At 51.2% G+C, this 25810-nt stretch carries 19 protein-coding genes; 5 read left to right on the forward strand and 14 right to left on the reverse strand.

The features are described 5' to 3' along the window. The first annotated feature begins 85 nt into the window (after nt 1-85). From pepF to H8730_RS12305, 3 genes are read left to right on the forward strand one after another with little or no spacing between them, the layout of a single operon-like run. Nucleotides 86-1888 (forward strand): oligoendopeptidase F, encoded by a 1803-nt coding sequence (gene pepF, locus H8730_RS12295; RefSeq protein WP_177713755.1) that lies wholly within the window; start codon nt 86-88, stop codon nt 1886-1888. A 15-nt stretch (nt 1889-1903) separates the two neighbouring features. Then, on the forward strand, nt 1904-3430 hold the full coding sequence (locus H8730_RS12300; RefSeq protein ID WP_177713756.1) for a DUF1538 domain-containing protein: 1527 nt from the start codon (nt 1904-1906) through the stop codon (nt 3428-3430). Then, nucleotides 3427-4104, forward strand: coding sequence for a transcriptional regulator (locus H8730_RS12305; RefSeq protein WP_177713757.1), 678 nt, complete (start codon nt 3427-3429; stop codon nt 4102-4104). Before H8730_RS12300 ends, H8730_RS12305 begins: the two co-directional genes overlap by 4 nt. A 454-nt stretch (nt 4105-4558) precedes the next feature. On the opposite strand, the gene H8730_RS12310 is transcribed toward H8730_RS12305, so the two are convergent. The 14 genes from H8730_RS12310 to H8730_RS12375 form a co-directional block, all read right to left on the reverse strand. Then, nucleotides 4559-5824, reverse strand: coding sequence for an FAD-dependent oxidoreductase (locus H8730_RS12310; protein ID WP_249289876.1), 1266 nt, complete (start codon nt 5822-5824; stop codon nt 4559-4561). After that, nucleotides 5824-8010: a helix-turn-helix transcriptional regulator gene (locus H8730_RS12315; protein WP_177713759.1), complete on the reverse strand. Its 2187-nt coding sequence runs from the start codon at nt 8008-8010 to the stop codon at nt 5824-5826. The genes H8730_RS12310 and H8730_RS12315 overlap by 1 nt, the downstream gene beginning before the upstream one ends. Nucleotides 8011-8133: 123 nt before the next feature. After that, nucleotides 8134-9753, reverse strand: coding sequence for an extracellular solute-binding protein (locus H8730_RS12320; protein WP_177713760.1), 1620 nt, complete (start codon nt 9751-9753; stop codon nt 8134-8136). Nucleotides 9754-9790: 37 nt separating this feature from the next. Next, nucleotides 9791-10699 (reverse strand): carbohydrate ABC transporter permease, encoded by a 909-nt coding sequence (locus H8730_RS12325; RefSeq protein ID WP_177713761.1) that lies wholly within the window; start codon nt 10697-10699, stop codon nt 9791-9793. A gap of 11 nt (nt 10700-10710) precedes the next feature. Next, nucleotides 10711-11643, reverse strand: coding sequence for an ABC transporter permease (locus H8730_RS12330; RefSeq protein WP_177713762.1), 933 nt, complete (start codon nt 11641-11643; stop codon nt 10711-10713). A 227-nt stretch (nt 11644-11870) separates the two neighbouring features. After that, nucleotides 11871-13124 carry a 6-phosphofructokinase gene (locus tag H8730_RS12335; RefSeq protein ID WP_249289877.1) on the reverse strand — a complete coding sequence of 418 codons (1254 nt, stop codon included), beginning with the start codon at nt 13122-13124 and terminating at the stop codon, nt 11871-11873. 49 nt (nt 13125-13173) lie between these two features. Continuing rightward, complete coding sequence (gene smpB, locus H8730_RS12340) at nt 13174-13641, reverse strand: SsrA-binding protein SmpB (RefSeq protein ID WP_177713764.1); 468 nt, start codon at nt 13639-13641, stop codon at nt 13174-13176. Continuing rightward, nucleotides 13604-15826, reverse strand: a complete 2223-nt coding sequence (gene rnr, locus H8730_RS12345; RefSeq protein WP_177713765.1) for a ribonuclease R — start codon at nt 15824-15826, stop codon at nt 13604-13606. Before rnr ends, smpB begins: the two co-directional genes overlap by 38 nt. 195 nt (nt 15827-16021) lie before the next feature. Then, on the reverse strand, nt 16022-16273 hold the full coding sequence (secG, locus tag H8730_RS12350; protein ID WP_177713766.1) for a preprotein translocase subunit SecG: 252 nt from the start codon (nt 16271-16273) through the stop codon (nt 16022-16024). A gap of 108 nt (nt 16274-16381) precedes the next feature. After that, on the reverse strand, nt 16382-16927 hold the full coding sequence (hpt, locus tag H8730_RS12355) for a hypoxanthine phosphoribosyltransferase (RefSeq protein ID WP_177713767.1): 546 nt from the start codon (nt 16925-16927) through the stop codon (nt 16382-16384). A gap of 28 nt (nt 16928-16955) precedes the next feature. Continuing rightward, the gene (gene yfcE, locus H8730_RS12360) at nt 16956-17492 is read right to left on the reverse strand and encodes a phosphodiesterase (RefSeq protein WP_177713768.1); all 537 of its coding nucleotides are present in this window, start codon (nt 17490-17492) and stop codon (nt 16956-16958) included. A 90-nt stretch (nt 17493-17582) separates the two neighbouring features. After that, entirely contained in the window at nt 17583-18575 is a 993-nt protein-coding gene (locus tag H8730_RS12365) for a sensor histidine kinase (protein ID WP_177713769.1), read from the reverse strand. Nucleotides 18576-18737: 162 nt separating this feature from the next. After that, the gene (locus tag H8730_RS12370; protein ID WP_177713770.1) at nt 18738-19370 is read right to left on the reverse strand and encodes a DUF4397 domain-containing protein; all 633 of its coding nucleotides are present in this window, start codon (nt 19368-19370) and stop codon (nt 18738-18740) included. Between the two features lie 70 nt (nt 19371-19440). Then, nucleotides 19441-23010, reverse strand: coding sequence for a S8 family peptidase (locus H8730_RS12375; protein WP_177713771.1), 3570 nt, complete (start codon nt 23008-23010; stop codon nt 19441-19443). A gap of 111 nt (nt 23011-23121) precedes the next feature. Here H8730_RS12375 and H8730_RS12380 point away from each other — a divergent pair, with 111 nt between their 5' ends. Together H8730_RS12380 and H8730_RS12385 are read left to right on the forward strand one after the other, a co-directional pair. Next, on the forward strand, nt 23122-24411 hold the full coding sequence (locus tag H8730_RS12380) for a peptidoglycan-binding domain-containing protein (protein ID WP_177713772.1): 1290 nt from the start codon (nt 23122-23124) through the stop codon (nt 24409-24411). Nucleotides 24412-24757: 346 nt separating this feature from the next. Beyond that, complete coding sequence (locus tag H8730_RS12385) at nt 24758-25801, forward strand: CobW family GTP-binding protein (protein WP_177713773.1); 1044 nt, start codon at nt 24758-24760, stop codon at nt 25799-25801. Nucleotides 25802-25810: the final 9 nt, after the last annotated feature.

The raw sequence follows: 25810 nt of genomic DNA on the forward strand, positions 1-25810 counted from the left end.
CTTTTTACCGTCAAGTGCATTGCTTTGAAATCAAAAGGATGGTATACTAGATGTAACACCAGTCAATAACTAAAGGAGGTACTGTATGGAAAACACCGCCATTCGCCCCCGAGCCGAGATACCAGTCTCGGACACGTGGGACTTGACTCGTCTGTACGCCGATGAAGAAGCCTGGGAGAAAGACCTAAGCGCTCTGATGCCTATGGCCGAGGCCGTTGCCGCTTTTGCCGGCACTTTGGGAGACGGCGCCGCCACAGTAGCCCGTTGTCTTGCGTTAGAGACCGGTCTTTCCCGTAAAATGGAAAACGTGTACACCTACGCCAAGATGCGGCAGGATGAAGACAATACGCTGGACGCTCCCCAGACCATGACAGATCGCGCCATGAGCGTCAATGTGGCCATCAGCGAAAAGCTTGCCTTTCTACAGCCGGAGCTTCTGTCACTGGACGACGCAGTTTTAGCATCCTACCTGACCGCTGCCGAGCTGGCCGAGTATCGCCGCCCCCTTGAGGAGCTGATTCGGCAGAAGCCTCACACCCTCAGCGCACCGGAAGAACAGATTCTGGCCGGGATGGGGGAGCTGGCTGCCAGCCCGCAGCATATCTTTACTATGCTCAACAGTGCCGATATGAAGTACGATCCGATTCTTACGGGCGACGGCACCCGTCTGGATGTCACCAATGCAAACTTCATCCTTCTGCAGACCAGTGAAGATCGCTCCATCCGCGAAAAGGCCTTTGCCAGCTTTTACGCCGGATACCGGAGTCACGCCAATACACTGGCGGCCGCCTACAGCGCCAGCGTCAAAAAAGACGTCTTTTATGCGCGGACCCGCCACTATGCGTCGGCCCTCCAGATGTCCCTGGATGATGAAAACATCCCTATCGCCGTGTATGACAATCTGATCACTGTCATCCGCGACCGGTTACCTGTTATGCACCGGTACGTAGAGCTGCGGAAGAAATTGCTTAGCCTTGATGCGCTGCACTGCTACGATATGTATGCCCCATTGGTGGCGGAATTGAATCAGCACTACTCCTTCGATCAGGCGAAGGAGCTGGTGGCGCAAGCCCTGAAGCCATTGGGGGATGAGTACGGTCAAATTCTGCAAACCGGTCTCAACAGCCGGTGGATCGACGTCTACGAGAACAAAGGAAAATCCAGCGGCGCTTACTCCTGGGGGACCTATGACAGCTCACCCTATGTCCTGTTGAATTTTACCGGCACCCTGGACAGCGTCTCCACGTTGGCCCATGAGATGGGCCACTCGCTCCACAGCTACTATTCCAACCAGCATCAGCCCTATCAGACGGCAGGCTATAAGCTCTTTGTCGCGGAGGTTGCCTCCACCGTCAATGAGAATCTTCTGATTGAATATCTGCTTCGCCAGGACATCGAGGATTCCTTCCGGCTATACTTGCTGAATCAATATCTGGAAAACTTCAAGGGGACGATGTACCGGCAGACCATGTTTGCAGAGTTCGAGAGGGAGACCCACGCCCTGGTGGAATCGGGAAATGCTCTCAACAGTACGGTACTCTCCAATCTATATGCCTCCCTCTATGAGCAGTACCATGGACCCGCCCTGACCATGGATGAGGATATTCGGTATGAATGGTCCCGCATCCCTCATTTCTACCGGCCATTCTATGTTTACAAATACGCCACCGGCTATTCGGCCGCTGTGTATCTGAGTGAGCAGATTTTGTCCAAGGGATCCAGCGCCGTGACGCCATATCTGGAGTTCTTAAGCCTCGGCGGGAGTCAGGATCCTCTGGACAGCCTGCTTCACGCCGGCGTGGATATGACCCGCCCAGAACCCATATCCCTGGCCCTTGACAAATTTGACAGGATCCTGTCTGACGCTGAAGAGATTGCAGCCCGCTGAGGATAGGAGGAACGGATGAATAAAAAATTAAAAGAAAAAATATTGGAAGCTTTATCGTCCGTACTGCCCATAACGCTGATCGTCGCCTTCTTAAGTATCACCATCGCGCCGCTTTCTGTTGGGACTCTTGTTCTCTTCCTTGTCGGCGCCATGCTGCTGATTGTCGGTATGGGGTTTTTCTCTCTCGGCTCCGACATGTCCATGATGCCCATCGGGGATGGCATCGGCGCTCAGCTGACCCGCTCTAAAAATCTCCTTTTGATCATCGGAATCGGCCTTTTGATCGGCACCGTCATCACCATTGCGGAACCGGATCTGAAGGTCTTAGCCACCCAGGTTCCGGCCGTCCCGGACATGGTGCTGATTTTAACCGTCGCCGTAGGCGTAGGACTCTTTTTAGTTGTTGCCATGCTGCGCACCATCTTTCGGATCAAGCTATCGCACATGCTCATCGCCTTTTACCTTCTGGTTTTCATCTTGTCCATTTTCGTTCCCAATGACTTTATCCCTGTCGCCTTTGATTCCGGCGGCGTCACGACTGGGCCCATCACGGTACCTTTTATCATGGCGCTGGGGATCGGTATGGCATCCATCCGCGGTGATAAAAATTCCCAGGATGACAGCTTTGGCCTCGTGGCGCTGTGCAGCATCGGCCCCATTCTGGCGGTCATGCTGTTGGGGATCTTCTACAATCCTTCCACTGCCAACTACCAGCCCAGCACCATCTCCGATCCGTCCACCACTGTGGATGTGGCGCAGGCATTCGGCTCAAATTTTCCCGTCTATTTTGAAGAGGTTCTCGTCGCCCTCGTCCCCATCCTCGTCTTTTCCATCCTCTTTCAGCTGATCTCCCATTTCTTTAGGAGAAAACAGCTAGTCAAGGTGGGCGTGGGAATGGTCTATACTTTCATTGGACTGGTGCTGTTTTTGACCGGCGCCAATGTGGGATTCATGCCTGCGGGACAATTTATCGGGTCTTCCATCGCTGCCTCCCCCTATAAGTGGCTGCTCATTCCCATCGGCATGGTCATCGGCTATTTCATCGTGACAGCGGAGCCGGCCGTCCACGTTTTAAACCGGCAAGTGGAGGAGATCTCACAGGGCGCGATTCCCCAGAAATCCATGCGGCTTTGCCTGTCCATCGGCGTCGCTGTCTCCATCGGGCTCTCCATGGTGCGAGTCCTGACGGGGATCTCCATCTATTGGATTCTGATTCCTGGATATGCCATCGCCATCGGGCTGACTTTCTTCGTTCCGCCGATCTTTACGGGTATTGCCTTTGACTCCGGCGGCGTCGCCAGCGGTCCTATGACCGCAACCTTCCTGCTTCCCTTTGCCATGGGAGCCTGTGAAAGCCTTGGCGGCAATATCTTAAATGACGCCTTTGGGGTTGTGGCTATGGTGGCCATGACTCCACTGATCACCATCCAGCTCATGGGCCTGATCTATAAAAAGAAAATGGCGCGTATCGCGGATGACGCCGCAAAAGAAAATGCGGATGACGCTGATGATATCATTGATTACGAGGAGATTTCGGAATGAACAAATCCAATATCAAACTTCTGACGACCATCGTCGACCGTGGTCAGGGAGAAAAAATCGCCGCGATCTGCCGGCGACAACAGCTTACCTTTCATTTGGTCTGTCTCGGCTTAGGGACTGCCAGCTCTGAGATTTTGGACTGGTTTGGTCTGGGTGAAACGGACAAAGACGTGGTGCTGACCTTGGCAAGCAGCCAAAAAGTTTCGGCCATGCTCTCCATCTTTTCCGATGAGCTACAGATTAAGCGCCCTGGCAAGGGAATCGCCTTCTCGATTCCACTGTCCGGCATTGCCGGCTCCTTATTACAAGCTTTGTCAGAAGAATCCACACCACTCGAAAAGGAAGGAACCTCTATGGAAGAGTCTATCAAATTTGAACTTGTCATCGCCGTCGTCAACCCCGGGTACTGCGATCAGGCCGTCTCCGCCGCCAGAGGCGCAGGGGCCACCGGCGGAACCGCCATTCACGCTCGGGACGTAAGCCATGAGTCCGCAGAGAAATTTTTTGGCATCTCCATTCAGCAGGAGAGGGAAATCGTAGCGATCTTGATCAAAAAAGAGATCAAACAGGCGGTCATGCAAGCCGTCAATCTGGCCGTCGGCGCCAAGACGCCGGCCAAAGGGCTTATTTTTGCACTGCCGGTGGATGATCTGATCGGCCTGACATTGAAATAAGGAGTCCCGCTTTATGAATTGCCGGGAGGACCTCCGCCCAGACGAGGTCGCCACGTCGTAAAATACACGCTTGTGTCATTTGGCAAGAATCTATAAATCTATTATAGACATGCACTGATTGAAAGTCTGAATGTAATTCGCTTAAAGGGGTAAAACAACTGCTATTGGCGTCATATTTGCCTGTGGAAATCATCGGAAACAAGCTGGATTTGTCAAAGAGTATTACTTTTCTGCCATCTTCATCAGAAGCATAGAGAGATGTAGACACAGCTTCTTACCCGTGAAAAGCAATCAGAATCCATAAATAGTCGCCTATTTCTACTTGGCATGATTTTATAAAAAGCGGCAGAATGATCTATTCATTATGATTTGATCGTCGTTTACAATATTATGATTCTGCCAAATCTCATATGGAGAATGGGAGATGGAAACGGTACAGATTGGGGGGGAGCCATCACGGTACAATAGCGCCATCCGCCCGCAAAATCGCCTTGATCCGTTCCAAATCGCATCCCCTCGTCTGGCCGCCATTCTCCCGCACCGCAACCGCTGCCGCAGCTCCTGCCGCCTGCCCCATGGCCATGCAGGAGGCCTTGACCCGGAATGCGGAATTGGCAAGGCGATCTCCTGAAGCACATCGTCCCGCCACATACACATTGTCTAAATCCCGAACAATCAGAGCGGATAGGGGGATCTGAGGAACCTGCCCATCTATCAGGAAAATCTGGTGGATTTCCTTCATTCCATCTTGGTGCAGGTCGATGGGATAGAAGGAATAGCAGATGCCATCGGGATAGGAAATTCCCCTTTCATATTCCTCCGCTGTAATATACCAGTCGCCCAGAATGCGCCTTGTCTCCCGCATACCAGTCTCCGGTGCGATATTTTCCACTGTGAGCCCTGTCTCCGCTTTTTTTAGAGCCTTCATCACGCGGTAAACGGATCGCCGACCTTCAATGTCGGCCCACATCTTACTTTCACTGTCGGCCCCGTTAAAACCGGAGATATGATTCACATTGTTTCCGTTTTGACACCGCAGCGTCTTGATGGGGTGCCGCATCGTATCCTCTTCCAGCAGCTCGCCCGTCTCATAGAAAGCGCTGAGCGTCTTCTCATCACGGACCTTCCCGACTTGTGCAGCCTGAAAATAGTAGCGCACAGTTCCTGGCTGAAGGATCCCGGATTCAGCGTCGCCACACTCGTAGGCGGCTCCCGCCCAAGCGCAGATATCTCCATCCCCCGTACAATCGATAACCATGGAAGCCCGGATTCTCCGCAGCCCCCCTTTAGTGCTGATGATCACGGCCTGAACCTTTCGCCCCTCCGTCTCCACAGCAACGGCCGGCTGTCCATAATACAGCCGTACACCGGCTGATAACAACATCTCGTCCATCCAGTGGCCCGCCGCCGGAATATTAACTTTAACCCCCAACTGGGAATGGGGAACATCTTTTGTCATGTCCGGAATGTGGGCAAATCCCCGATCTGCAAGACTGACCACAAACTCCCATCCGATGCCCCGAATCACTTGCCTTTTATGCGCGTAAAACAGCGCAACATCGTTATTTCCCATAACTGTCATAATTCCGCCTGGCATGCCGTAGCGCTCAACTAGCGCTGTTTTCATACCGGCTCTGGCCGCCTGCACCGCAGCACAAAACCCTGCGCTGCCTGCGCCGCAGACCAATACATCCACCGCATCTATATCGTGACATTCCATCACTCTACCGTCTCCTCTCTGCTCAACTTCCGATACTCTGATGGTGAGATATGAAAGGCTTTCTTAAATTTTCTTGCAAAGCTAACTCCATCCACATAGCCCACGCGTTCTGTAATCTCCTGCACGGAGAGTTCTGTTTCCCGCAGAAGCTGTCTAGCCTTCTCCATTCGTAGCTTTGAAACATACTGGATATAGCTACAGCCAACCTCCTCTTTGAAGTAGCCGCTCAAATAATGCATTGATAAGTGAAAATGGTCCGCCACTGCAGATAGTGTCAAGTCTGTGTCGGTAAAATGCTCCTGCAAATAGGCTACAATATCTTCAATGGAGTTCCCCTCCCTGTGCGGCCTCAGCACTTCTTTCTCGATGTCGTAGAATACCGTCTCCATCTGCATTTGAAATGCATGCCTCTCTTCACAATCCAGGCTCAGAATCTCCGACGCCAATTCCTGACTAAGCTTCGCCTGCATCACATGGTGGAACACCTCATGGAGCAGTTCATAATAATGAAAGCGCTGTTTTTCTGCCGATAGGTTTTGCTCCTCCACTTTGTCCAGCAGCCTCCGAAAAAGCACTGTTATCTGCTTCGCATTTCCAATCTGAAGGCTCCTCCGAAAAGCCTCCAATTCCTCATCGCAGAAATAATAACTCTCGTTGCACAGCCGGGCCATTCTCTCAAAGAAGGAGGCGCCTTCGACCCCTGTTGTCATACATTGCCTGGCGCATACGACCGCCTCCGCATAGGATCGCCCCATTGCGCTAAGGCTTTCATATACCTGTCCGAAACAGATTAGCTTAGGTTCCTCCCCCGAATCTTTTAAAAACGCCTGAACCTGCGCCGCCGCCATCCGCCGCTGTTTTCCATGGGAATCCTTCCCGCTCAGCTGGAGCAGAACCGCCGCCGCCATCCGCCCCTTGATGGTGGTCAGGCGGTGAATACTGTAGCGGCGTTGCTCAAGAAGGCAATCGCAAATTTCATCCATCCCCACCCTCTGGGCGGCTATGATAAGCATAACGGCGAAATGATCGCCCTCGATGCTAACCTGGCTCAGCTCAAAGAATTTTCGGAGGAGATTTTCCTCCTGGATCATCCCGGAAAAAACTAAAGTACTGGTCTGCTGTCGGAAGACAGGGCTAATCTCATACAGCCTGCGGGATAGCGCTTGATTTTCCATAGCCTCCAAGTTCATGACCTGAGAAATGGCGTCAAATTCATTCTTCGCCTTCTCCAGCGGCAGTGTCTTCCCATGCTCCATGGCCATGCGGCTTAAAAAACCGATGGGACGGTAATTTCTCCGGCTGAAATAGATCGATAGCAGCACGCTTATGGCAAACAGAAGGATGAGCACGAGATAGCTCATCTGCTGCATCTCCCGAATCCGGCTAAACATTTTGTTCTCGTTCAACGCCAGTTCAATCTGAATCCCCGTTCTATCTGATTGATAGGCGTATACGGCGATTCCTTGCTCTCCCTCGAAAGAGATTCCGCTGTCTGGCGTATCAACTTTGGCAAATACCTGGCCTCCGGGTATGATCAGCCGCGCGCTGCTGTCATAGTCGCGGAGCAGGTTCTCTAGCATCGTTTCCATCCGGAACGCTGGCACGATAAAACCCACTGTGGCCACAACCGTTCCCCCACTGCTGAGGGGATAGCAGCACAGTAAATACGCGGATCGATTGAGCTCCCGCCCCTCGGATGTGTACAAACTGAAAAAGGCAATGGTGTCAATCTCCATCAGCGCTTTTATGGCGGCGGCCGCACTCTCCCCATCTACACCTAGGATTCTGCTCATATATACGTCGGCAGTGGCCTTTCCCCTGGCAGAGAATATCTCTTCCGTGTGATACGTGATAAAAATATCCTCAAAAAAAGAGTTGGACGCGCGAATTTTTCCTAGCTCCTCAATCCCCTGGATCATGCGGTAATCTCCCTGAGACAATTTATACCGCATTAAATACCCATTGCTGAGACAGAGATCGGCAATATTTTTCAGAGATTGCACCTCTTTATCCAGTTCCATACTCACCTGGTGAAATTGCGCCATGACCGATGTTTTCGTCTCCTCCCGCAGGATTTTAACTGCGTTAATGAAAAGAGCGGTGATCACAATAAAAATAAAAACCGCCAGAACGAGATAGGACAAAAAGTACCGAGCCAGGGTTTTACTTTTCAATCTGAAATCCATCCTGGAACGCCTCCCATACAGATTTCCATCATCTTAGACAGCGACAAGCGTCACCGCGAAAATCGCGACGACGCCGGTCTTTTTCTATTGTGAACGACATCACCCATCCACATGCCAGGGGGTTCACTGTAAATTGGAGCGGTATTCATCGTAATAGGGCTGATAGATTTCCACGACGGTGTCAATCCCCATGCTCTTCAGATCTCGGATATAGGAGTCCCACTTCCCATCCAGGTCGTCCTCCCCCGTGATAAATCTGGCTCTGGCTTCCTTGACAAATGTGGTCACATCGGTTATGATGGGCGTCACCGTATTCAAGTCCTCCTCTGAGAGGCTCAGACTGGGAAATTGGGAGACAAAGTATGGCTCGCTGTATTCCATAGTCATCTCGTTGAGCCACAAGGCATTAGACGAATTCTGCTTGTTCTGATAGTCCACACGGAGCCACGTGCAAAGCTTTCCTGCTGCCGTTACAACGACTCTCCACGCTTGGGAATTGTCATACCCCTCTGGAACAAAATTCTCCCACAGCGTCTTTTCATCATCGACCCACTCCCAGCCCACTCCTTCTTCTCCGTTTCGGCACACGATGGAGCCTTCCTCTGTATAACAGTAGTCTAGAAGACGCAGGGCAACCTCTGGGTATTGACAAGCCGTTGTGATGGCTGTGACACCTGGCGTGATTCCTGTGCCGGCGGTGACTAGCTTCTTGTTGCTAAGGGATGAGGTAAGGGCATCGAACTGTGTATACTCATACCCGATCTCGCTGCCGCAGGTCATGTAGGAGGCAGCGGAATGAAAGCTTCCCAGGATTCCTGCCTCCCCCTTCGCTGTCATCTGTTCACTCGTCTGCACAAAAAAATCATTGTCCAACAGTTTTTCTTCGTAGAGCATCCGAAGGTACCGCAGATATTCCCTGTACGCATCCGACGCGTTGAGACAAAAGACGGTGCCATTCTCGTCGGCTGTCAGCTGATAGTCGGCGCTGTTGGCATTCAAGCCCAGGGCATTCAGAATCAATCCGTCCACCGCCACTCCTCCAGTGCCTGTCAGCGGGATTTCATCGTTGGGATCCCCATTGCCGTTGGCATCCTCCTTTTGAAATGCCCTCAACACTTCCGCGTACTCGTCCAGTGTCGTCGGTACCTCTTTACCCACGTTTTCAAGCCATGTGGTGCTGATCCAGTAACGCAAATGCAGATCCCGGGGAACCTGGTTGATCAGCGGCAGCGCATAGATATTCCCGTCTGCCGAGGTACTCATAGCTTTGGCATCTGGTATCTGTGAGAATGCATCCTGAATGTTGGGTCCATACTGGGTAATCAGATCATTCAGGGCTAAAAGCTGTCCGCCGGAGCCGTATTCCATCAGCTCCGCGTCGGTGAATTCCCCGCCGATAAAGATGTCTGGCAGATCATCCGATCCAAAAAACAGCGCTTTTTTCTCCCGAAACACATCATCAGAGTATTCTTCAAATGTGAACTCGACCCCCGTTACCTTCGTTAAGTGTTCAAAGAGGTTCATCCCAACGTAGGTTGGAGAGCTACCGAGAGAGCCGCAGATCGTTAGCGTGATAGCCTCGTTGACAACGGGATATCCCGTGGGATTGAAATTGGAGGATTCCTCCGACGCACTCCCTACCGATCCAATTTGACTCTGCTCTGAACTGCCCTGCTCCTTCTGACATCCTATGAGCCCCAGCAGCAGACAGCAGGCTAAACCCCATGCTACCTTTTTTTTCATTGCCATTTTCTCCTCTCTTTTTTGCTATATTAAAGGACTAGCCTTTAATCGCGCCTATCATGATGCCCTTCACAAAATATCTCTGCAAAAACCCATAGACCAAGAGCATGGGGGCTATGGAGATGACAATCGCCGTATATTTTATCATGTCGGAGATCCGCGCCTGCCGCGCCGCGCTTTCAATGAGATCTGAGTCCACCATGGCCATCTCCGCCGCTACCTCGCTCTGGATCAAAATTTCCCGCAATATCAGCTGTAGCGGATACAGACTCCGGCTTTTGAGATAGATCATGGCCCCAAAGTACTCGTTCCAATGTCCAACCCCGAAAAACATGGCCATTACCGCTACGATAGGCATAGACAGAGGCATGACGATGCGGATAAAGAGTTTCCAATTGGAACAGCCATCGATGACGCCCGCCTCCTGCAATTCCATAGGGATTGTCGAGGAAAAAAAAGTGCGGGAGACGATCAAGTTGTAGGTGGCCGTCGCGCCCCCCACAATGAGCATCAACCTTGTATCCAGCAGACCCAGCCGCTTTACCGTGATATAGGTTGGGACCAACCCGCCAGTGAAATACATGGGAATCATAATGAGCAGCATAAGCCACCCCCGTCCCACAAAATCCTTTCGCGACAGGGCGTAGGCGCATGGCAGTGTAACCACCAGATTTAGAATGGTCCCCGCGATGGTATACACAATCGTATTGCCATAGCTTACCCAGATCTCGCTGTATTTTAGCAGATATTGGTACCCTTCCAGGGTAAACTCGACGGGATAGAGCCACATCTCGCCTGATGCCACCTTATAGGGATCGCTGAAGGAAGCTCCCAGTATATATACGAGGGGGTATAATACAATCACAAGGACTGCAGTCATCAGACAATAATTGATGCTATCGAAAACAATATCATCTTTGGACCTGTCAAAACGGTTTCTCCTCATCTCGTCGCCTCCTACCATAGACTCGTCTCGCCGAGTCGTCCCGCTATAAAGTTTACAAGCAACAACAGTATACAGTTGATAACGGAATTGAACATCTCCACCGCTGTGGAAAAGCTAAAGTCCGACTTGATCAATCCCACCTTATAGACGTAGGTGGAGATCACTTCCGACGCGCTGAGGTTCGTATCATTTTGCAAAAGGTAGACTTTCTCGAAGCCAACGGATAGAAGGGACCCACATTGCATGATCAGCAAAATGACAATGGTAGGAACTAGCACTGGCAAGTTAATATGCCAGATTCTCTGCCATTTATTCGCCCCATCGATGCGGGCGGCTTCCAGCAGAGCGCTATCCACCCCGGCTAGCGCGGCAAAATAGATGATGGAGCTCCACCCCGTCTCTTGCCAAATTCCCGACAGTATATAGATCCATTTGAAACCCGATGCGCTCTGTAGATAATTGAAGGATGTCAGTCCCAGTGCGGACCGGATATGGTTGAATAATCCAGTGGTCGGGTTTAAAAAAATGATCAGCATGCCACACATGACCACGGTGGAAATAAAATGCGGCGCTAAACTGATGGTCTGTATCAACTTTTGGTACTTAGTATGTAGTATTTCATTGAGCAGCAGAGCAAATAGAATGGGCACGGGAAACCCAAGGAGTAGACTCAGCCCCGTGATTGTCAGCGTATTTCGAATGACCGTTCCAAAATAATACGAGCGAAAAAATCGAATAAAATGCGCAAGCCCAACCCACTCACTGCCAAAAAAGCCATCCGCCGCTTTATAATTCCGAAAGGCAATCTGAATTCCATATAAGGGTACATACTTAAATATGATAAAATAGGCAACGGCCGGCAACACGAATAGATAGAGCTGCCAATTTTTTAGAATTCGTTTTCCAAGCGGAGCTTTTGCCGCAGCGGAAATACTTCTCGTCATCTGGATTCCCCCTGTGTTTGATCTGTTTCTATTACAACACAGATTGAATTGGCTGTAAACATGCCAAATTTAAGCAACGTCACGATTCTCTGCCTGTTTTTTTTGCTGAATGTCACATTCTTGACCGATTTCAGCATATAAAATCGCAATTTTTTCATTAAAAATGGCATGATATAAGGCCACCGCATACAAAAAAATCTGTATGCGGTGGCCCGTATCGGTTGAGATCAAGAAATCCGGTTGGACAGTTTCGAGCGCCCTTCGCAGTATAAATGCCGCGGCAGGCCATCCACCATAATAGGTGTCAGCTCCGCCTGAATCAGAGGGCGCACATAGCTCAAAAATTCTGGTGTAACGAAAGTTCCCTCCTTGTTGATCCACTCACGGGGAACCTTCTTCTCCGCGTTGGCGATGGCATGGACATCCGCCAATGCCGTCGTACACTGGTATGGCTCGTTGGAGATCCTCCTGAGAATGACCATTTTGCCAGTGTCCCCCTCAAAGGCAGCTTTGACGGCAGCGCCCCCCGCCTGAAAGGCTTCGGTAATATCCACCCTGGACGCGATGTGTGCGGCGCAGCGCTGTAGTGTGTTAAACTCGATGGCCCGCGTCTTACATCCGAGCTCGCGGTATATACGGTCTGATAGATACCGCGCGGTCCCGTATAGGATTTTATGGCCAAAGTCGTCCTTAAACTCCAGATGATCGGTCAAATCGCACACATACCGCCCATCCGGCACCCGGATCCCCTCCGACACGGCTATGACAACGGATTTCTTATGTTTTTGGACCTCGTCCACGCGGCTGATAAACTGCTGGATATCGAAGGGAATCTCGGGCATAAAGATCATATCCGGCCCCTCACAGTCCTCGCACGCCGCCAATGCCGCTGCACCCGTCAGCCACCCGGCGTTTCGGCCCATGATCTCCACGATGGTCACGCTCTTGAGATCATAGACGAGCCCGTCGCGGATGATTTCCTTTAACATGGATCCAATGTATTTGGCAGCGCTCCCGTATCCCGGTGTGTGATCTGTCACCATCAAATCATTGTCGATGGTTTTGGGAATGCCGACAAACCGAATTGGGCTCCCGATGGAGTCCCCGTAATCCGTCAGCTTCTGTATCGTGTCCATGGAATCATTGCCGCCGATGTAAAAGAAGGCCCTGATCTCCAACTGGTCCAGCCGGCGGAAGATCTCCTCATAAATTTCTTTTCCCTCCTGCCTCTCCGGCAACTTATACCGGCAAGATCCCAGATATGCAGAGGGGGTTCTCTTCAGAAGCTCGATGTCCAAATCAGTTTGGATATGCTCTCGGAGGTCAAGATAGTGCCCCTCCAGGAACCCCTGAATCCCATGGACCATTCCATAAATCTGCCCGGCGCCCCGCTCCCGAGCGGTTTTAAAAACTCCAACCAAACTGGCGTTGATCGCAGCTGTGGGGCCTCCGGATTGTCCGACAATCACGTTTTCTCTCATGGCTACCTCCATCCCAAAGCACTAGGCGGAACTCCTCGATTCCACCCGTCTAATACAAATTTTTAACCTTAAAGTCCTTTTCCGCTTCCCGCCGCTGATCCTTCTTGGCCAGGTCCTGCCGCTTATCATACAGTTTTTTCCCCTTTGCCAGGGCGATCTGCATCTTGGCATAGTTCCCTTTAAAATACACTTGAACGGGGATGATGGTGTAGCCATCGGTCTTAACTGCGCCGATCAGCCGCTTGATCTCCTGCCGGTGCAGCAAAAGCTTTCGGGTCCTGAGCGGATCCCGGTTAAAGATATTTCCCTTTTCATAAGGGCTAATGTGCATATTCCAAATAAACGCTTCGTTGTTCTGAATGCGGACAAAGCTCTCCTTGAGGCTACATTTCCCCATGCGCAGCGACTTGACCTCTGTGCCGGACAATGAGATTCCCGCCTCAAATAGCTCCTCCAGGAAGTACTCATGTCGTGCTTTTTTATTCTGTGCAATCAGTTTGATCGATTCCTTGCCCATTCTCTATCTCCCCCGCCTCCAAAAAATAAACCGTATAGGTGTCCATATCGGACCCATTGTAGTATACCTGGATCTTCTGCCCCAGGGCGTAGACACGGTGGGTGTGTTCGCCCTCCAGGCGGTAGCGGTCCCGGTCGAAGATAAAATAGTCCAGAGTCAAATCCTCGACGGGAATGAATCCCTCCACCGTATTCTCCAACTCAACAAAGATCCCTTTGGCTATGACGCCGGAGATCACGCCGTCGAACCGGGTCTTTCCGTGATCTTTCTTGTAGCGGTTCTTCATATACAGCGCTTTCATATACCGGTCGACATCTCGCTCCGCTTCCTGCGCTCTTCGCTCCGTGGCGGAGCACTGTTCTGCCGTCTTCGCCAATGTCTTGCCCGTCTTTTCAAGCCAGGCATCCTCATACCCGTGGTGCAGGGTGTGCTTGATGATCCGGTGGATCATCAGATCCGGATAGCGCCGGATGGGCGATGTGAAGTGGCAATAGTATCGGGCGGCCAAACCGAAATGGCCGGTCTCCATGTTGACGGTGTATTTGGCTTGCTTCATCGACCGGAGTGTCAGCCTGGCCAGGATCCCTTCTTCTGGTTTTCCCTCCAATTCCTCCAGGAGTGCTTGCAGGGCCTTGGGGTGAACGTCCCCGCCCTTGCTCCCCTTGATGCGATGGCCCATATTATAGACAAAGGTATTCAAGGTGCGAATCTTTTCAGGATCCGGCTTCTCATGGGTGCGATATACAAAGGGGACGTCGCGCCAATAATACTCCTGCGCCACGGTCTCATTGGCCAGCAGCATAAACTCCTCAATGATCCTCGTGGCAATATTGCGCTCGTAAGGTTGGATTTCCACTGGATTTCCCTCATCATCCGTGGTAATCTTACACTCCGGAAAGTCAAAATCAATGGCGCCACGGTCATCGCGTATCTGGATCCGCTTGCGGGCCAGCTCCTCCATTGCCGCAAAGTCACCAAGAAATTCCTGATGCTCTGCCAGCAGCGCCTTCTGCTCTGGAGACCGCTCAGACTCCAAAAGTTTCAGGGCCGATAGGATCTGGCTCACTTGGGTATAGCTCATGCGGCGCGCCACACAGATCGCCGACTCAACAATTCGATGGGACACAATCTGACCTTCCTCGTTGAGCTCCATGATGCAGCTCAGCGCAAGGCGGTCTTTTCCCGCATTGAGGGAACAAATTCCGTTGGACAGCTTCGGTGGCAACATTGGAATGACCCGGTCGGTCAAGTACACACTGGTCCCCCTGCTATATGCCTCCCGATCGAGGGGGCTATTTTCCGGCACATAGTGGGAGACGTCTGCAATGTGGACACCCAGCTCATATCCGTGTTCACAGCGTCGGATGGATACCGCATCGTCCAGGTCTTTTGCGTCTTCCCCGTCGATGGTGACCATCCTCCAGCGCCGCAGATCTTCCCGTCCCTCCAGCATCTCCTCGCTCACCCGATCCTCGATTGCCTCCAGAGAGCGGAAAACCGCATCGGGAAATTCTCCAGGCACTCCGAGCCGGTAGATGACGGACTGGATTTGAGCCGTGGGCTGGTTTCGGTGTCCGAGATCCTCCACGATCTTTCCCCGCAGCCCCTCCTTGTCCTCCGGCCAGGATATGATCTTAACTACCACTTTATGCCCGTCCTTGTACTCCTTCGCCTGCTTCAACCCAATTTTGACCGTGCGGTCGAATCGCGCCTCGTCCGACCGGACATATGCTGCTTTCTTCTTGTTGATCAGGGTTCCAACTAGGATGTCCGTGCCATGTTTTGTGACCGACACGATCTGACCGGACGCTTTCCTATCCCCCTCTGCGCGCTGTAGGACCTGACAGAGCACCTGATCTCCGTGCAGCGCCTTTCCCACGCCCTCTGCGGGGATAAAAATATCGTCCGTCCCATCCTCCGGAGTCACAAAGCCAAACCCTCGCGCCGTCCCACAAAATGTTCCCGGGACATATCGGACCTTGCCCGGTACGATCCGTTTCTTCTCTATATCGATAGCGCCTTCTCCGCGCAATTCGCTGAGCAGGCCATCCAGCACTGCAAAATCCTCCTTGGGCACAGTGAGAATCTGTGCCAACTGCTTCTTTGTCATCGGCTTATACATAGGGTGGTTGATAAAGTCCAACACTTTCTGCCGCCGCTCTTCCATACGTTCTTTTCCTTCCATGGTTTCCTCCACGCCGCCGCATCTGCGGCCTTTCTCGCTTGCTCCTCTACTCTCCAGTATCTCCGATTTTATAAGCCGCGATGCAAAAAGTTTGCCTTCGGCAAACTTTTTGCAAGGTAAAAAACGGCTTATAAGGAAATCCCTCTAAGCCGCTTGTTAACCTCTATATGACGGATTCACTGCCGTGTTCGCCTCTCATTTGATCGATGCGATCATCAGATACAGGACAAAGGCAAACACGATATAGACGATAGCCAAAATCTTCGTCCAGCGCTCAAATTTTCCTTCCAGCGTGCGCGCCTTGTTCTTTCCGAAATAGGTCTCCGCCGCGCCGCTGATGGCTCCTGACAGTCCAGCGCTCTTGCCCTCCTGCATCAGCACGATACACGTCAACACAATGCAGATAACAAACAGCACAATCGAAACGATAATACTGGCGACTTGCATCCCCTCTTACCTCCTTTACTTTCCGTCGGGAATCTCGCGACTCCAGCGGGCACTAAACCGATTTCACTCTAAATCATAATAGCATAAATGCCATTTTTCGTCAAGACGCTATTTTTCATACACGCTCCTTTTTAGTGAAGCGATATAGGGCAGGTTGCGATATTTCTCCGCATAGTCAATCCCGTACCCGATGATGAACTCATCGGGCACCTCAAACCCAATGTACTCTACCTCCACCGGCTTGCTCCTGCGGCATGGCTTGTCCAGCAGGGTGCAGATGCGGACGGACGCCGCTTTCCGGTTGCAGAGATACTCCTTCAGATACGCAAGGGTCAGACCCGTATCGATGATATCCTCGACCAATAAAATGTGCTTGTCCGTTATATCCATATCCAAATCTTTTATAATGCGGACGACACCGCTTGTCTCCGAAGCATTGCCGTAGCTGGAGACAACCATAAAGTCAATGCTGATCTTGCCTTCGATCTTTCGTATCAAATCGCTCATGAAGAGCGAGGCGCCCTTCAATATACCAACGACGATCAAATCCTTCTCCTCATAGTCCTCCGTTATCTGTTGGCCTAGCTGCCGGATTCGCTCCGCCAACTCGCCTTCACCAATCAGGATCTGCTCGACATCGTCCTCGATTCTCATGTACTTCCCCACTTTCTCCATCGTTTCTTCAAAATTCCAAGTGCATCAGCTCTCGGCCAGACATATCCCGAATCCACAATTCCCGTCCATCCAGCACGCCATAGCTTGCCGGAAGCCCATCCTTAGGCAGCGTGATCGAACCTGGATTGGCGACATACACATCCCCTTCTTTTTGTGCCTTATAGATGTGTGTGTGCCCGTGTAGCAGCAGGTCCCCCGGCGAAAGACAAAACGACTCCATCGCCAGATGGCCATGGGTTGCCACAATCTTCTGTCCCTCTGCGGGAAGAACGACATAGGGCGCGCCGATGGGAAAGTCCAAAAGCATCTGGTCAACCTCCGCGTCACAGTTCCCATGGACCGCTATAATCCGCTTCGCGTATTGATTGAGCGCCTGTGCTGTCCTTTGCGGATCATAGCCATCGGGAATCGGATTTCGCGGTCCGTGGTATAAAAGATCTCCCAACAGCAAAAGCATGTCCCCATTGTCCGCTTCAAACCGCTCCAGACCTTCACATAGACAGCGGTAGGAGCCGTGGATATCCGATAAAATACTATATTTCATGCGTACATTCCTTTCTGTCATTGCTTTTCTTTAGCATTCTACCACACTTTTGACTTCCTGGCTACATATTTTTGCCGGTGAGCCTCCCGATCACGACAATTTTTGTTCAATTGGCAGAGTCACGCGGAAACAGCTGCCGACTCCTTCCTCGCTTTCCACCTGGACGTCGCCGTTGTGGGATAAGGCAAAACATTTTACCAGATACAGGCCGATGCCCGTTCCCTTTGCTTGTCCAATGGCATTGGCCGCCCGTTCATACGGCTCAAAAATAGTTCCTCTATCTTCTGCCCGGATTCCGATCCCGTTGTCGTGGACCTCAAGGATGAAGTTCTCATCCCTCCGCAATACTTTGACGAGGATGACCCCGCTGGAGTCCGTATACTTAATCGCGTTGCTGATGAGATTTGTGACGATCCGTTCTATCTTTTCTGGATCGAATGTTATTTCTAAGTCTTCTATTTTCGGATCGTACTCCAGCTTCACCGTCTTATTCCCGGCTTCAAATGCCGCCTTTGAGACCAAGTCCTTGACCATTGGAAGGATTGGTTTCGTTTGCATATGCAAATCCAGAAAATCCAATTTTGACTTTGTCGCGTCCAAAATATTGTCGATTAAATGCTTGAGCTTTTGACAGCTATCTTTTATATGATGGACATATCCCTCGCCCACCTTTTGCTTGACCTCACCGTTTTTGGTCATCTGTAACTGCAAAAGATCGGCCGCGCCTTGGATGATATTGAGAGGACTGCGCATCTCATGGATAAGCTGTGCGTAAAAATCACTCTGTTTATTCACATCATGCACAATCATCAAATAGCCTGCTTCATATTTCATAACGGAAATATCTGACAAAGTATATCTATCCCGATTAACAGATTGTTTAAACTGAATAATTTTTTTGTTTCCTGTCATTTCCTCCTGTTGACAACGCTCAATCCATTCCAACATTAGGCTCTTAAAACTTTCTTCCCGGAGGGTGTCTCCAAACCGCTTAACCGCTTTGGGATTGCGATAAACGACCTCGCCGTCCTGATACAAGAAAACACTCTCCTCCAGTACATCAAATAGTTCTAACACTTTCATTGTCGTCCCCCTTAAAGGTAAAGGCGGAACGAATCCTTCCACAGCGTTTGCCGCATTCGTCCCACCTCTCTAAACCTTTCCTTCGCCGTAGATGATTTCACTATATATTCTATAGAACTTTACATCATTTTACAACCCTTTTTCCATATATTTTTGGGATTCTTATAAGTATGAATTTCCATCCAGCGGAATGACCGCGATGAGCGGAAATTCGGTTTCCCCTTCTTTCCCCTGTCCGATCATATAAATACTGTAATACCGACCTTGCCTTAAATTAATATTGGGAACCCAGAGTACCCGTTTCTCGCCGTTGGTCAGCTGTACGTCCATGGTATACCGGCCTGGCTCGATAATCGCATATTCTGTCACTTGCCCGTATTCCACATCCGGAAAGAGGTCTTCGAATTCCCCCTCCCCCAGCCTCAACAGCGCATTGACCGGCTCCATCCCTGGCGCCATATTGCCAAATCGCAGCGCAACTCTGTCCTCCGGCAGATGGAAACGCGGGTCCTCCACTGGCGCTAGCGCAGGCAGGCCCTGCCGGTCCCCGATGATCACCGTATAAATTTCCCCGCTGGGAACGACGACATCGTTTTTAATCAGGGGAGCATTTCTCTCCCCGGCCGGATACATCACAAGCATGTACCGTCCCGGATCTACTGCTGTGTACGGCGTGAATCCCCCAAAGGTTAACCCGCTTGCAATCTTTCTGTCTCCCAAATAAAGATCCACCGCTACATTGCTTGGAAATCCGTGGAAGAAACGAAGATATGTCTGTTTATTGTTGGCATCCATGACTTAGCCTCCTTTAGTCTTACTCCGCATTCTCTGCTATTCTATGCGGGAACCCTCAAAAAAAGTACGATTACTGTTCTAAACTGCGCAATACATTTAGCTGCCCATATCCCCATTCATTGTTGGGATAGACAATGCCGCTTTTTCGGTCTGCACCGCGGATCAGATAGGTCTTCATAATGGTTGTGTTCATTGTCCGCTGATTTCCCAACAGAATCCCCCATTCCATCAGCTGCGCCCCTGCTCCCGCTGCGATAGCCGCGGCGGCACTTGTGCCCGTCACTGGGGCATACCCTTCCAGCCCGCTCGGACCATAGATCCCCACTGCTGGCGCCACGATGGTCGGTTTCAGACGCTGTCCCCTCGTGGGCCCCCGGCCTGTCGCCTCGTACAGACTTTGGCTCAGGTGGTTATATCCACCTATGGTAATCACGCCCTCGTCTGTGCTGGGAACCGTCACGGTTGTGTAGGGGTCCGGCCTGAGAAATCGGGTCTCCGCCTGGCTCCAATTGCTGAGAGGCAGCCAGACATCATAGCGGCCATTTAAAATAATATCGCCATAGAGGTTAATCCGCCAAAGCCCCGGCGTCGGATTCTGAAGCTTAACCGAGATACACTGATCGCCGCTCCCCTCTGTCTGGAGATAATACCGCACAAAAACACGGGTTCGCTCTGATGGCAGCGGATAATCAAACAGGCTTCCCACCATGACCGGCAGCCGCTCAATGGTATATCCCCGAGGTGACGTGATGGAGATGGACATCTGGTCTGGGACATAGTTCCAAATGAAGAGACTTAACCCGGCTTCTCCCTCCGCCACAAAAAACTCGATCTCCTCCACACTGCCCGTCTGTCCTGCAGGAAACATTCCGGACATATGTTTGCTCTTATTGCCCTCATTTCCCGCTGCTACGAAGGCGCCAACCCCTTCCCGCTGCGTAAGTGTCGGTAAGTACTGCTCCAGCCCCATCGTCCCGTCATGGGCCCCCATGTTAGTTCCTAGACCGCAAAGCACAATGAGCGGTCTGCCCTTTGCCCGATCTATGGCGAATTCGATTCCCTGAATAATGTCTGTGTGCTGATACGCGATGGCATCCTCTGGAACCTGATAGAATTGTCGCAAGTTCTGTTTTGCTGGTTTTAACTTCACGACAATTAAATCAGCCCCCGGGGCCGCCCCTGAAAAGTCTTGCGCATAGTCCGGCATACCGGCTGCGATCCCGGCAATCTGCGTTCCATGTCCAACTTCATCCCGCATCGGTACGATCTCCAAAGGAGTATCCGACGCCAACGCCTCATCAAAATCTTCCCGTGTATATTCTGTCCCAAATAAAAATCCTGACGGCGGATTGTTCTGCCAATTTGTTTGGTCCCAAGCCGCCAGAATCTTGCTGCTCCCGTCTTCGCGGATAAAGGCTGGATGTTGATAGGTGATGCCCGTGTCAATGATGGCGATCACGACGCCCGCTCCTGTCAGCGGCTCCTGCGTTAGCTGGCTGAGCTGCGTTATGCCCGACGCCTGTAGTGCCGATGTATCGGCGCAAAGCCCATAGAGCAGCGGAACTCTTGACAAGCGAAAGAGTGAGTAAATTGCCTGGGCAGAGGTATATTCATCTTGATGCAGAAATAATAAGAGATAATCGTTGCCAATTGGCTGTAAACAGACATCCCCTATGGACTTAAGCAAATCATCCACATCCTGATTGATCTCCCCTTGAAACAAAAGATCCAGATATTGATCTGACGTTACGATTTCCTCGCATGTGACACCTGCTTCCCTTTGCTCTCGAATATAAGCAAAATTTCGCAGCCATAAGTTGATATTCTGTTCGATTGGCAGGGGATCGGATCCTAAACCGGTATAGGGTGAGGGTGTATTTCGCGCCAATTGTCCCACGAGAGAATTATCCCGGAATGTAGCGAATAGACAAAGTTTTCCATAGCCCCAATCCCGGTCGGGATAGGTCAACCCTCTCATGTCTCGGGATGCTCCCTTTAGCAAAAATGCTTTTAACCTCTCCCCATATAGCAACACATCGTTCCCTCTTATGATCCCCCACTCCATCAGCAGCGCTGCGCTGCCTGTCACAAAGGGGGCCGCCATGCTAGTTCCGCTCTGAGCCCGGTAGCCCCCTCCCGGCCAAGGGGCGGTGATGTTGACTCCTGGCGCCGATATGTCAGGCTTGATCTCCCGGGATAACCGCGTAAAACCTCTCCCTGAAAAGGACGCGATGCTGTTGGTCTCCGTGTTGTAGGCCGCCACACTGATCGTCCTCACTGTCGTTGACGGCAGCGTGATGGTGACGTCCTCCTCTGGCCGCAAAAAAAAGGTATTGCCCCTCAAGTCCTGGGTTGCAGTCATCCAAACGTCGTACTGACCGCCGACCACATTCCCTGTTTCGATCTGAATGCTCCACAATCCCTCCGCTACCTGGGATGGCGAAAATAATTCAATGAGAATCGTGGACGCGATCGTATAGGGATTTGGCAGTGAATAGTAGACGGATATGGTGGTTCCCTGTAGCACTGTCTGGTAGGCCGCCGGAGAGGGGACAATAATTCCAGTTCGCTCTCCGTCCGGAGCGGTGAGACCGATTCTGAGATCATCTGTGTAAGACTTCCACAGTTGAAGAAAAACGCTCCTCCGATTCCCTCCCACCTGAAATTCAACGGCGGCCTCCTCGTGTGAAGAAAGGACCCCGGCTGCATGCCGCGCGGCTGCCCCCTCATTTCCCGCTGATACGACGATGGATGCATTCCAGCGCCGCGCCCACTCATCAATATATGTTTCAAAGAGAGAGTTTCCGTCGTGCCCGCCATCATTGGTCCCCAGACTGATATTGATGGCAACGGGCCTTCGCATCTCTCTCGCCGTCTCCACCACAAATTTGATCGCTCTCATCAGCGATGTCGTTTTTGTAAAGCCGTAGCCTTGACTGGAGTCCAACTTGACAATCAAAAATTCTGCCTCCGGGGCCACGCCGCGGTATTCACCCTGGGACGCACGGCCGTTTCCGCCCGCAATACCCGCTACATGTGTGCCGTGACCGACGGTGTCCTGAGAAGGCACAATGGTCAAAGCTTCCTGCCTGCTACCCGCGGCGATGGCGGCCGTGATCTCATCCTGTGTGTACAAGCTCCCCTCTAAAAATCCTGGCGGGGGTGTACCCGTTGTGATTTCCTGATCCCACAGATACACAATACGGCTCGTTCCGTCTTCGCGTATGAAATCGGGGTGCAGATAATCGATTCCTGAGTCTAAAATTGCCAGCAGCGTACCCTCGCCCCGCAGAGAATAGTCCGGGAGCGTTTGCACCTGCGGAATGCAGGAAGCGATCAACCCGCGGCTGATCTCTAAAAGCAAGCCCTTTGGCTTTTCCAGGTATTCAACTTCCGGATAAAAGATGATGGCGTCGATTTGTTCCCGCGTTAGATATAGGATCGCATATTGGTCTGTCAGGATTTCCGTGGGTGCACCCCCAACTTGTTCCGCAACTGCATTAATGTCGCCGTTATACCGAACGATGATCTCCCATCGATCGTCCGCCTGCGTATAGCCTTCCTGCAAGCTCTCCGTATTCTCCAGATCTTCTTTTGACAAGGAGAGCGCTGCCGCTAATTCCGAATCTAAGATTGCCATCTCGCTCGATCTCCGTTTTTTCTTCAGTATATGAAAAATATTATCCATCCAGACCTATTTTTCCATTGTGGCGCATATGAATAGGATAAGAACTGAATAAGGAGTATCGCCATGCGCTTATTTCGAGAAATGCCTGCAACTATGGAAACCGCCAGCACAGGCACTCTAAAGGTGGAAGCCCGGAGCCTGGTAGGGTTCCGTCCTCTGCCCGGCGGCACCGTAACCATTCGCCCAACTGGCAGCGAGCAAATTCTGGAAGTCCTGCAGACGGACGAATCTGGAAATACCCCGGTAGTAACGCTTCCCACTCCCCCCTTGGAACTCTCCATGGTGCCAGAATACGCTGTCAATCCTTACGCTCAATATGACTTAATCTTCCAGTCCCCAGAGGCCGAGTCCGTCTTCATTCAAGGCACACAAGTCTTTGCAGGGCAGGAATCCCTTCAGGAGATCCGGGCTGTTGACCGGGATAACCCTGATATCCCCGAGGTTCCCGTCACCGATCAACCGGACATCATCATCGGTCCCAATACTCTCAATGGAGACTTTCCGCCTAAAATTCCAGAAGATCCTGTGAAGCCCCTTCCCACCGATGAAAGTGGGTTTGTCGTTCTCAATGATATCGTAATCCCGGAATTCATCGTCGTCCATGACGGGCCGCCGAACTCCGATGCGCCCAATTATTGGGTGCGCTATGACGCCTACATTAAAAATGTTGCATCCTGCGAAATCTATTCCACCTGGCCGACTTCCACTATTACCGCCAATGTTCTCGCCATCATGTCGTTTACCTTGAATCGAGTCTTTACGGAGTGGTATCGAAATCAAGGCTATAATTTCACCATCACATCCTCAACAGCCTATGATCATAAGTTTATCTATGGCCGCAATATTTTCAATAGTATTGCCCAGGTCGTCGATTCCGTCCTGACGAACTATATCACCAAACCTGGCATTGAACAGCCTCTTCTGACACAGTATTGCGATGGGCAGCGGGTCAGCTGTCCTGGATGGATGACACAATGGGGATCAAAGTATCTGGGGGATCAGGGATATGATGCAGTCTCGATTCTTCGCAATTTCTATGGCCCCGACATTTATTTAAACACAGCTCCCCAGGTGGCCGGCATTCCGGCATCTTTCCCGGGCTATAACCTGAGTCAGGGTTCGCGGGGTGATGCTGTCAGAACCATCCAGCGCCAGCTCAATGCCATCGCCAACAACTATCCCGCCATCCCAAAGGTCCCAGTGGATGGAATCTTTGGGCCCCAGACCGCGGAGTCGGTCCGGGTATTTCAAGAAGTATTTAATCTGCCCCCCAACGGTATCGTCGATTATCCAACTTGGTACCGGATCTCTCAGATTTATGTCGCTGTCACGGAGATCGCGGAACTGCGATAAAGAAAGGCTCTGTCATAGAAAAAAGTTTGCCTCGCGTCAGATTTTCCTATAGGTGAATGAACAGCCCCCCATTTGTTGATAGTATATCCTATCAAATGGGGGGCTGTTCAGACTTATTTTATATCAATATTTTGCTCCTCTGCCATCACGGAAAACACTCTCATCTACTATCATACTGCAAGGAACGCCATTTTCGTGTATCAGCCGTGACATACACATCCGATGATATGCCGGCAAGTCAATGCCGCAAATTCTTTTTCATAAACACTTGCAAGTCGCGCCAAAAAACATTACAATATAGTATTGACAGACTGTTAGTGTTTTTACAAAGAAAGGATGCTTGAAAATGACCAAGATCGATATTTTCTCCGGCTTTCTAGGAGCTGGCAAAACGACTCTGATTCAAAAGTTAATTGCCGAGGCTTTTCACGGTGAAAAGCTCGTGTTGATTGAGAATGAATTTGGCGAGATGTCCATTGATGGCGGCTTTTTGCAGGATGCAGGCGTGGAAATTACCGAGATGAATTCCGGCTGCATTTGTTGCAGCTTAGTGGGTGACTTTGGCGAGGCGCTTCAGAAGGTGTTGGCACAGTTCCATCCGGATCGAATTTTGATTGAACCCTCCGGCGTCGGTAAACTCAGCGATGTGATCCGCGCCGTGCAGAATCTCCATATGGACGGTGTTGTCTTGAACAGTTTTACCACTGTGGTCGATGCCAACAAGTGCAAGATGTATATGAAAAATTTTGGCGAATTCTATAATGATCAAATCGAACACGCCAATTCCATTATTCTGAGCCGCACCCGCAATATCCCACAGGCAAAGTTGGATTCCTGCGTAGCGCTGCTTCGGGAGCACAACTCCGCCGCCACCATCATTACCACCCCCTGGGAAGAACTCTCCGGCGTCCAGATTTTGGAAGCCATGGAGCACAAGAGCACATTGGAAGAGGAGTTGAAAGAACTGGCGGATGCGATACATCATCACCACGAAGAGGGAGAATGCTGCTGCCACCACGACCATGAGGAAGACGGGGAATGCTGCTGTCACCACGACCATCATCATGATCATGATCATGACCATGACCATGGCCATCATCACGATCATCACCATGCAGATGAAATCTTTACCAGCTGGGGGATCGAAACCACGCATACATTTACGGCGGAAGAGATCGAACAGGCGTTGACCGCACTGGCAGACAGTGAGACCTATGGTGTGATTCTCCGGGCCAAGGGGATCGTAGCCGGTGCCGACGGCAGCTGGATTCATTTTGACTATGTCCCGGAGGAGCACAACGTGCGGACTGGTCCCGCCATCGTCACTGGCCGGCTTTGTGTAATTGGCTCTCATATTAAGGAAGATGAGCTGAAAAAACTTTTTGTATAACCTTTGACG

Origin of the sequence: Bianquea renquensis, assembly GCF_014384895.1 — a bacterium.
GTDB lineage: Bacteria > Bacillota > Clostridia > Lachnospirales > Bianqueaceae > Bianquea > Bianquea renquensis.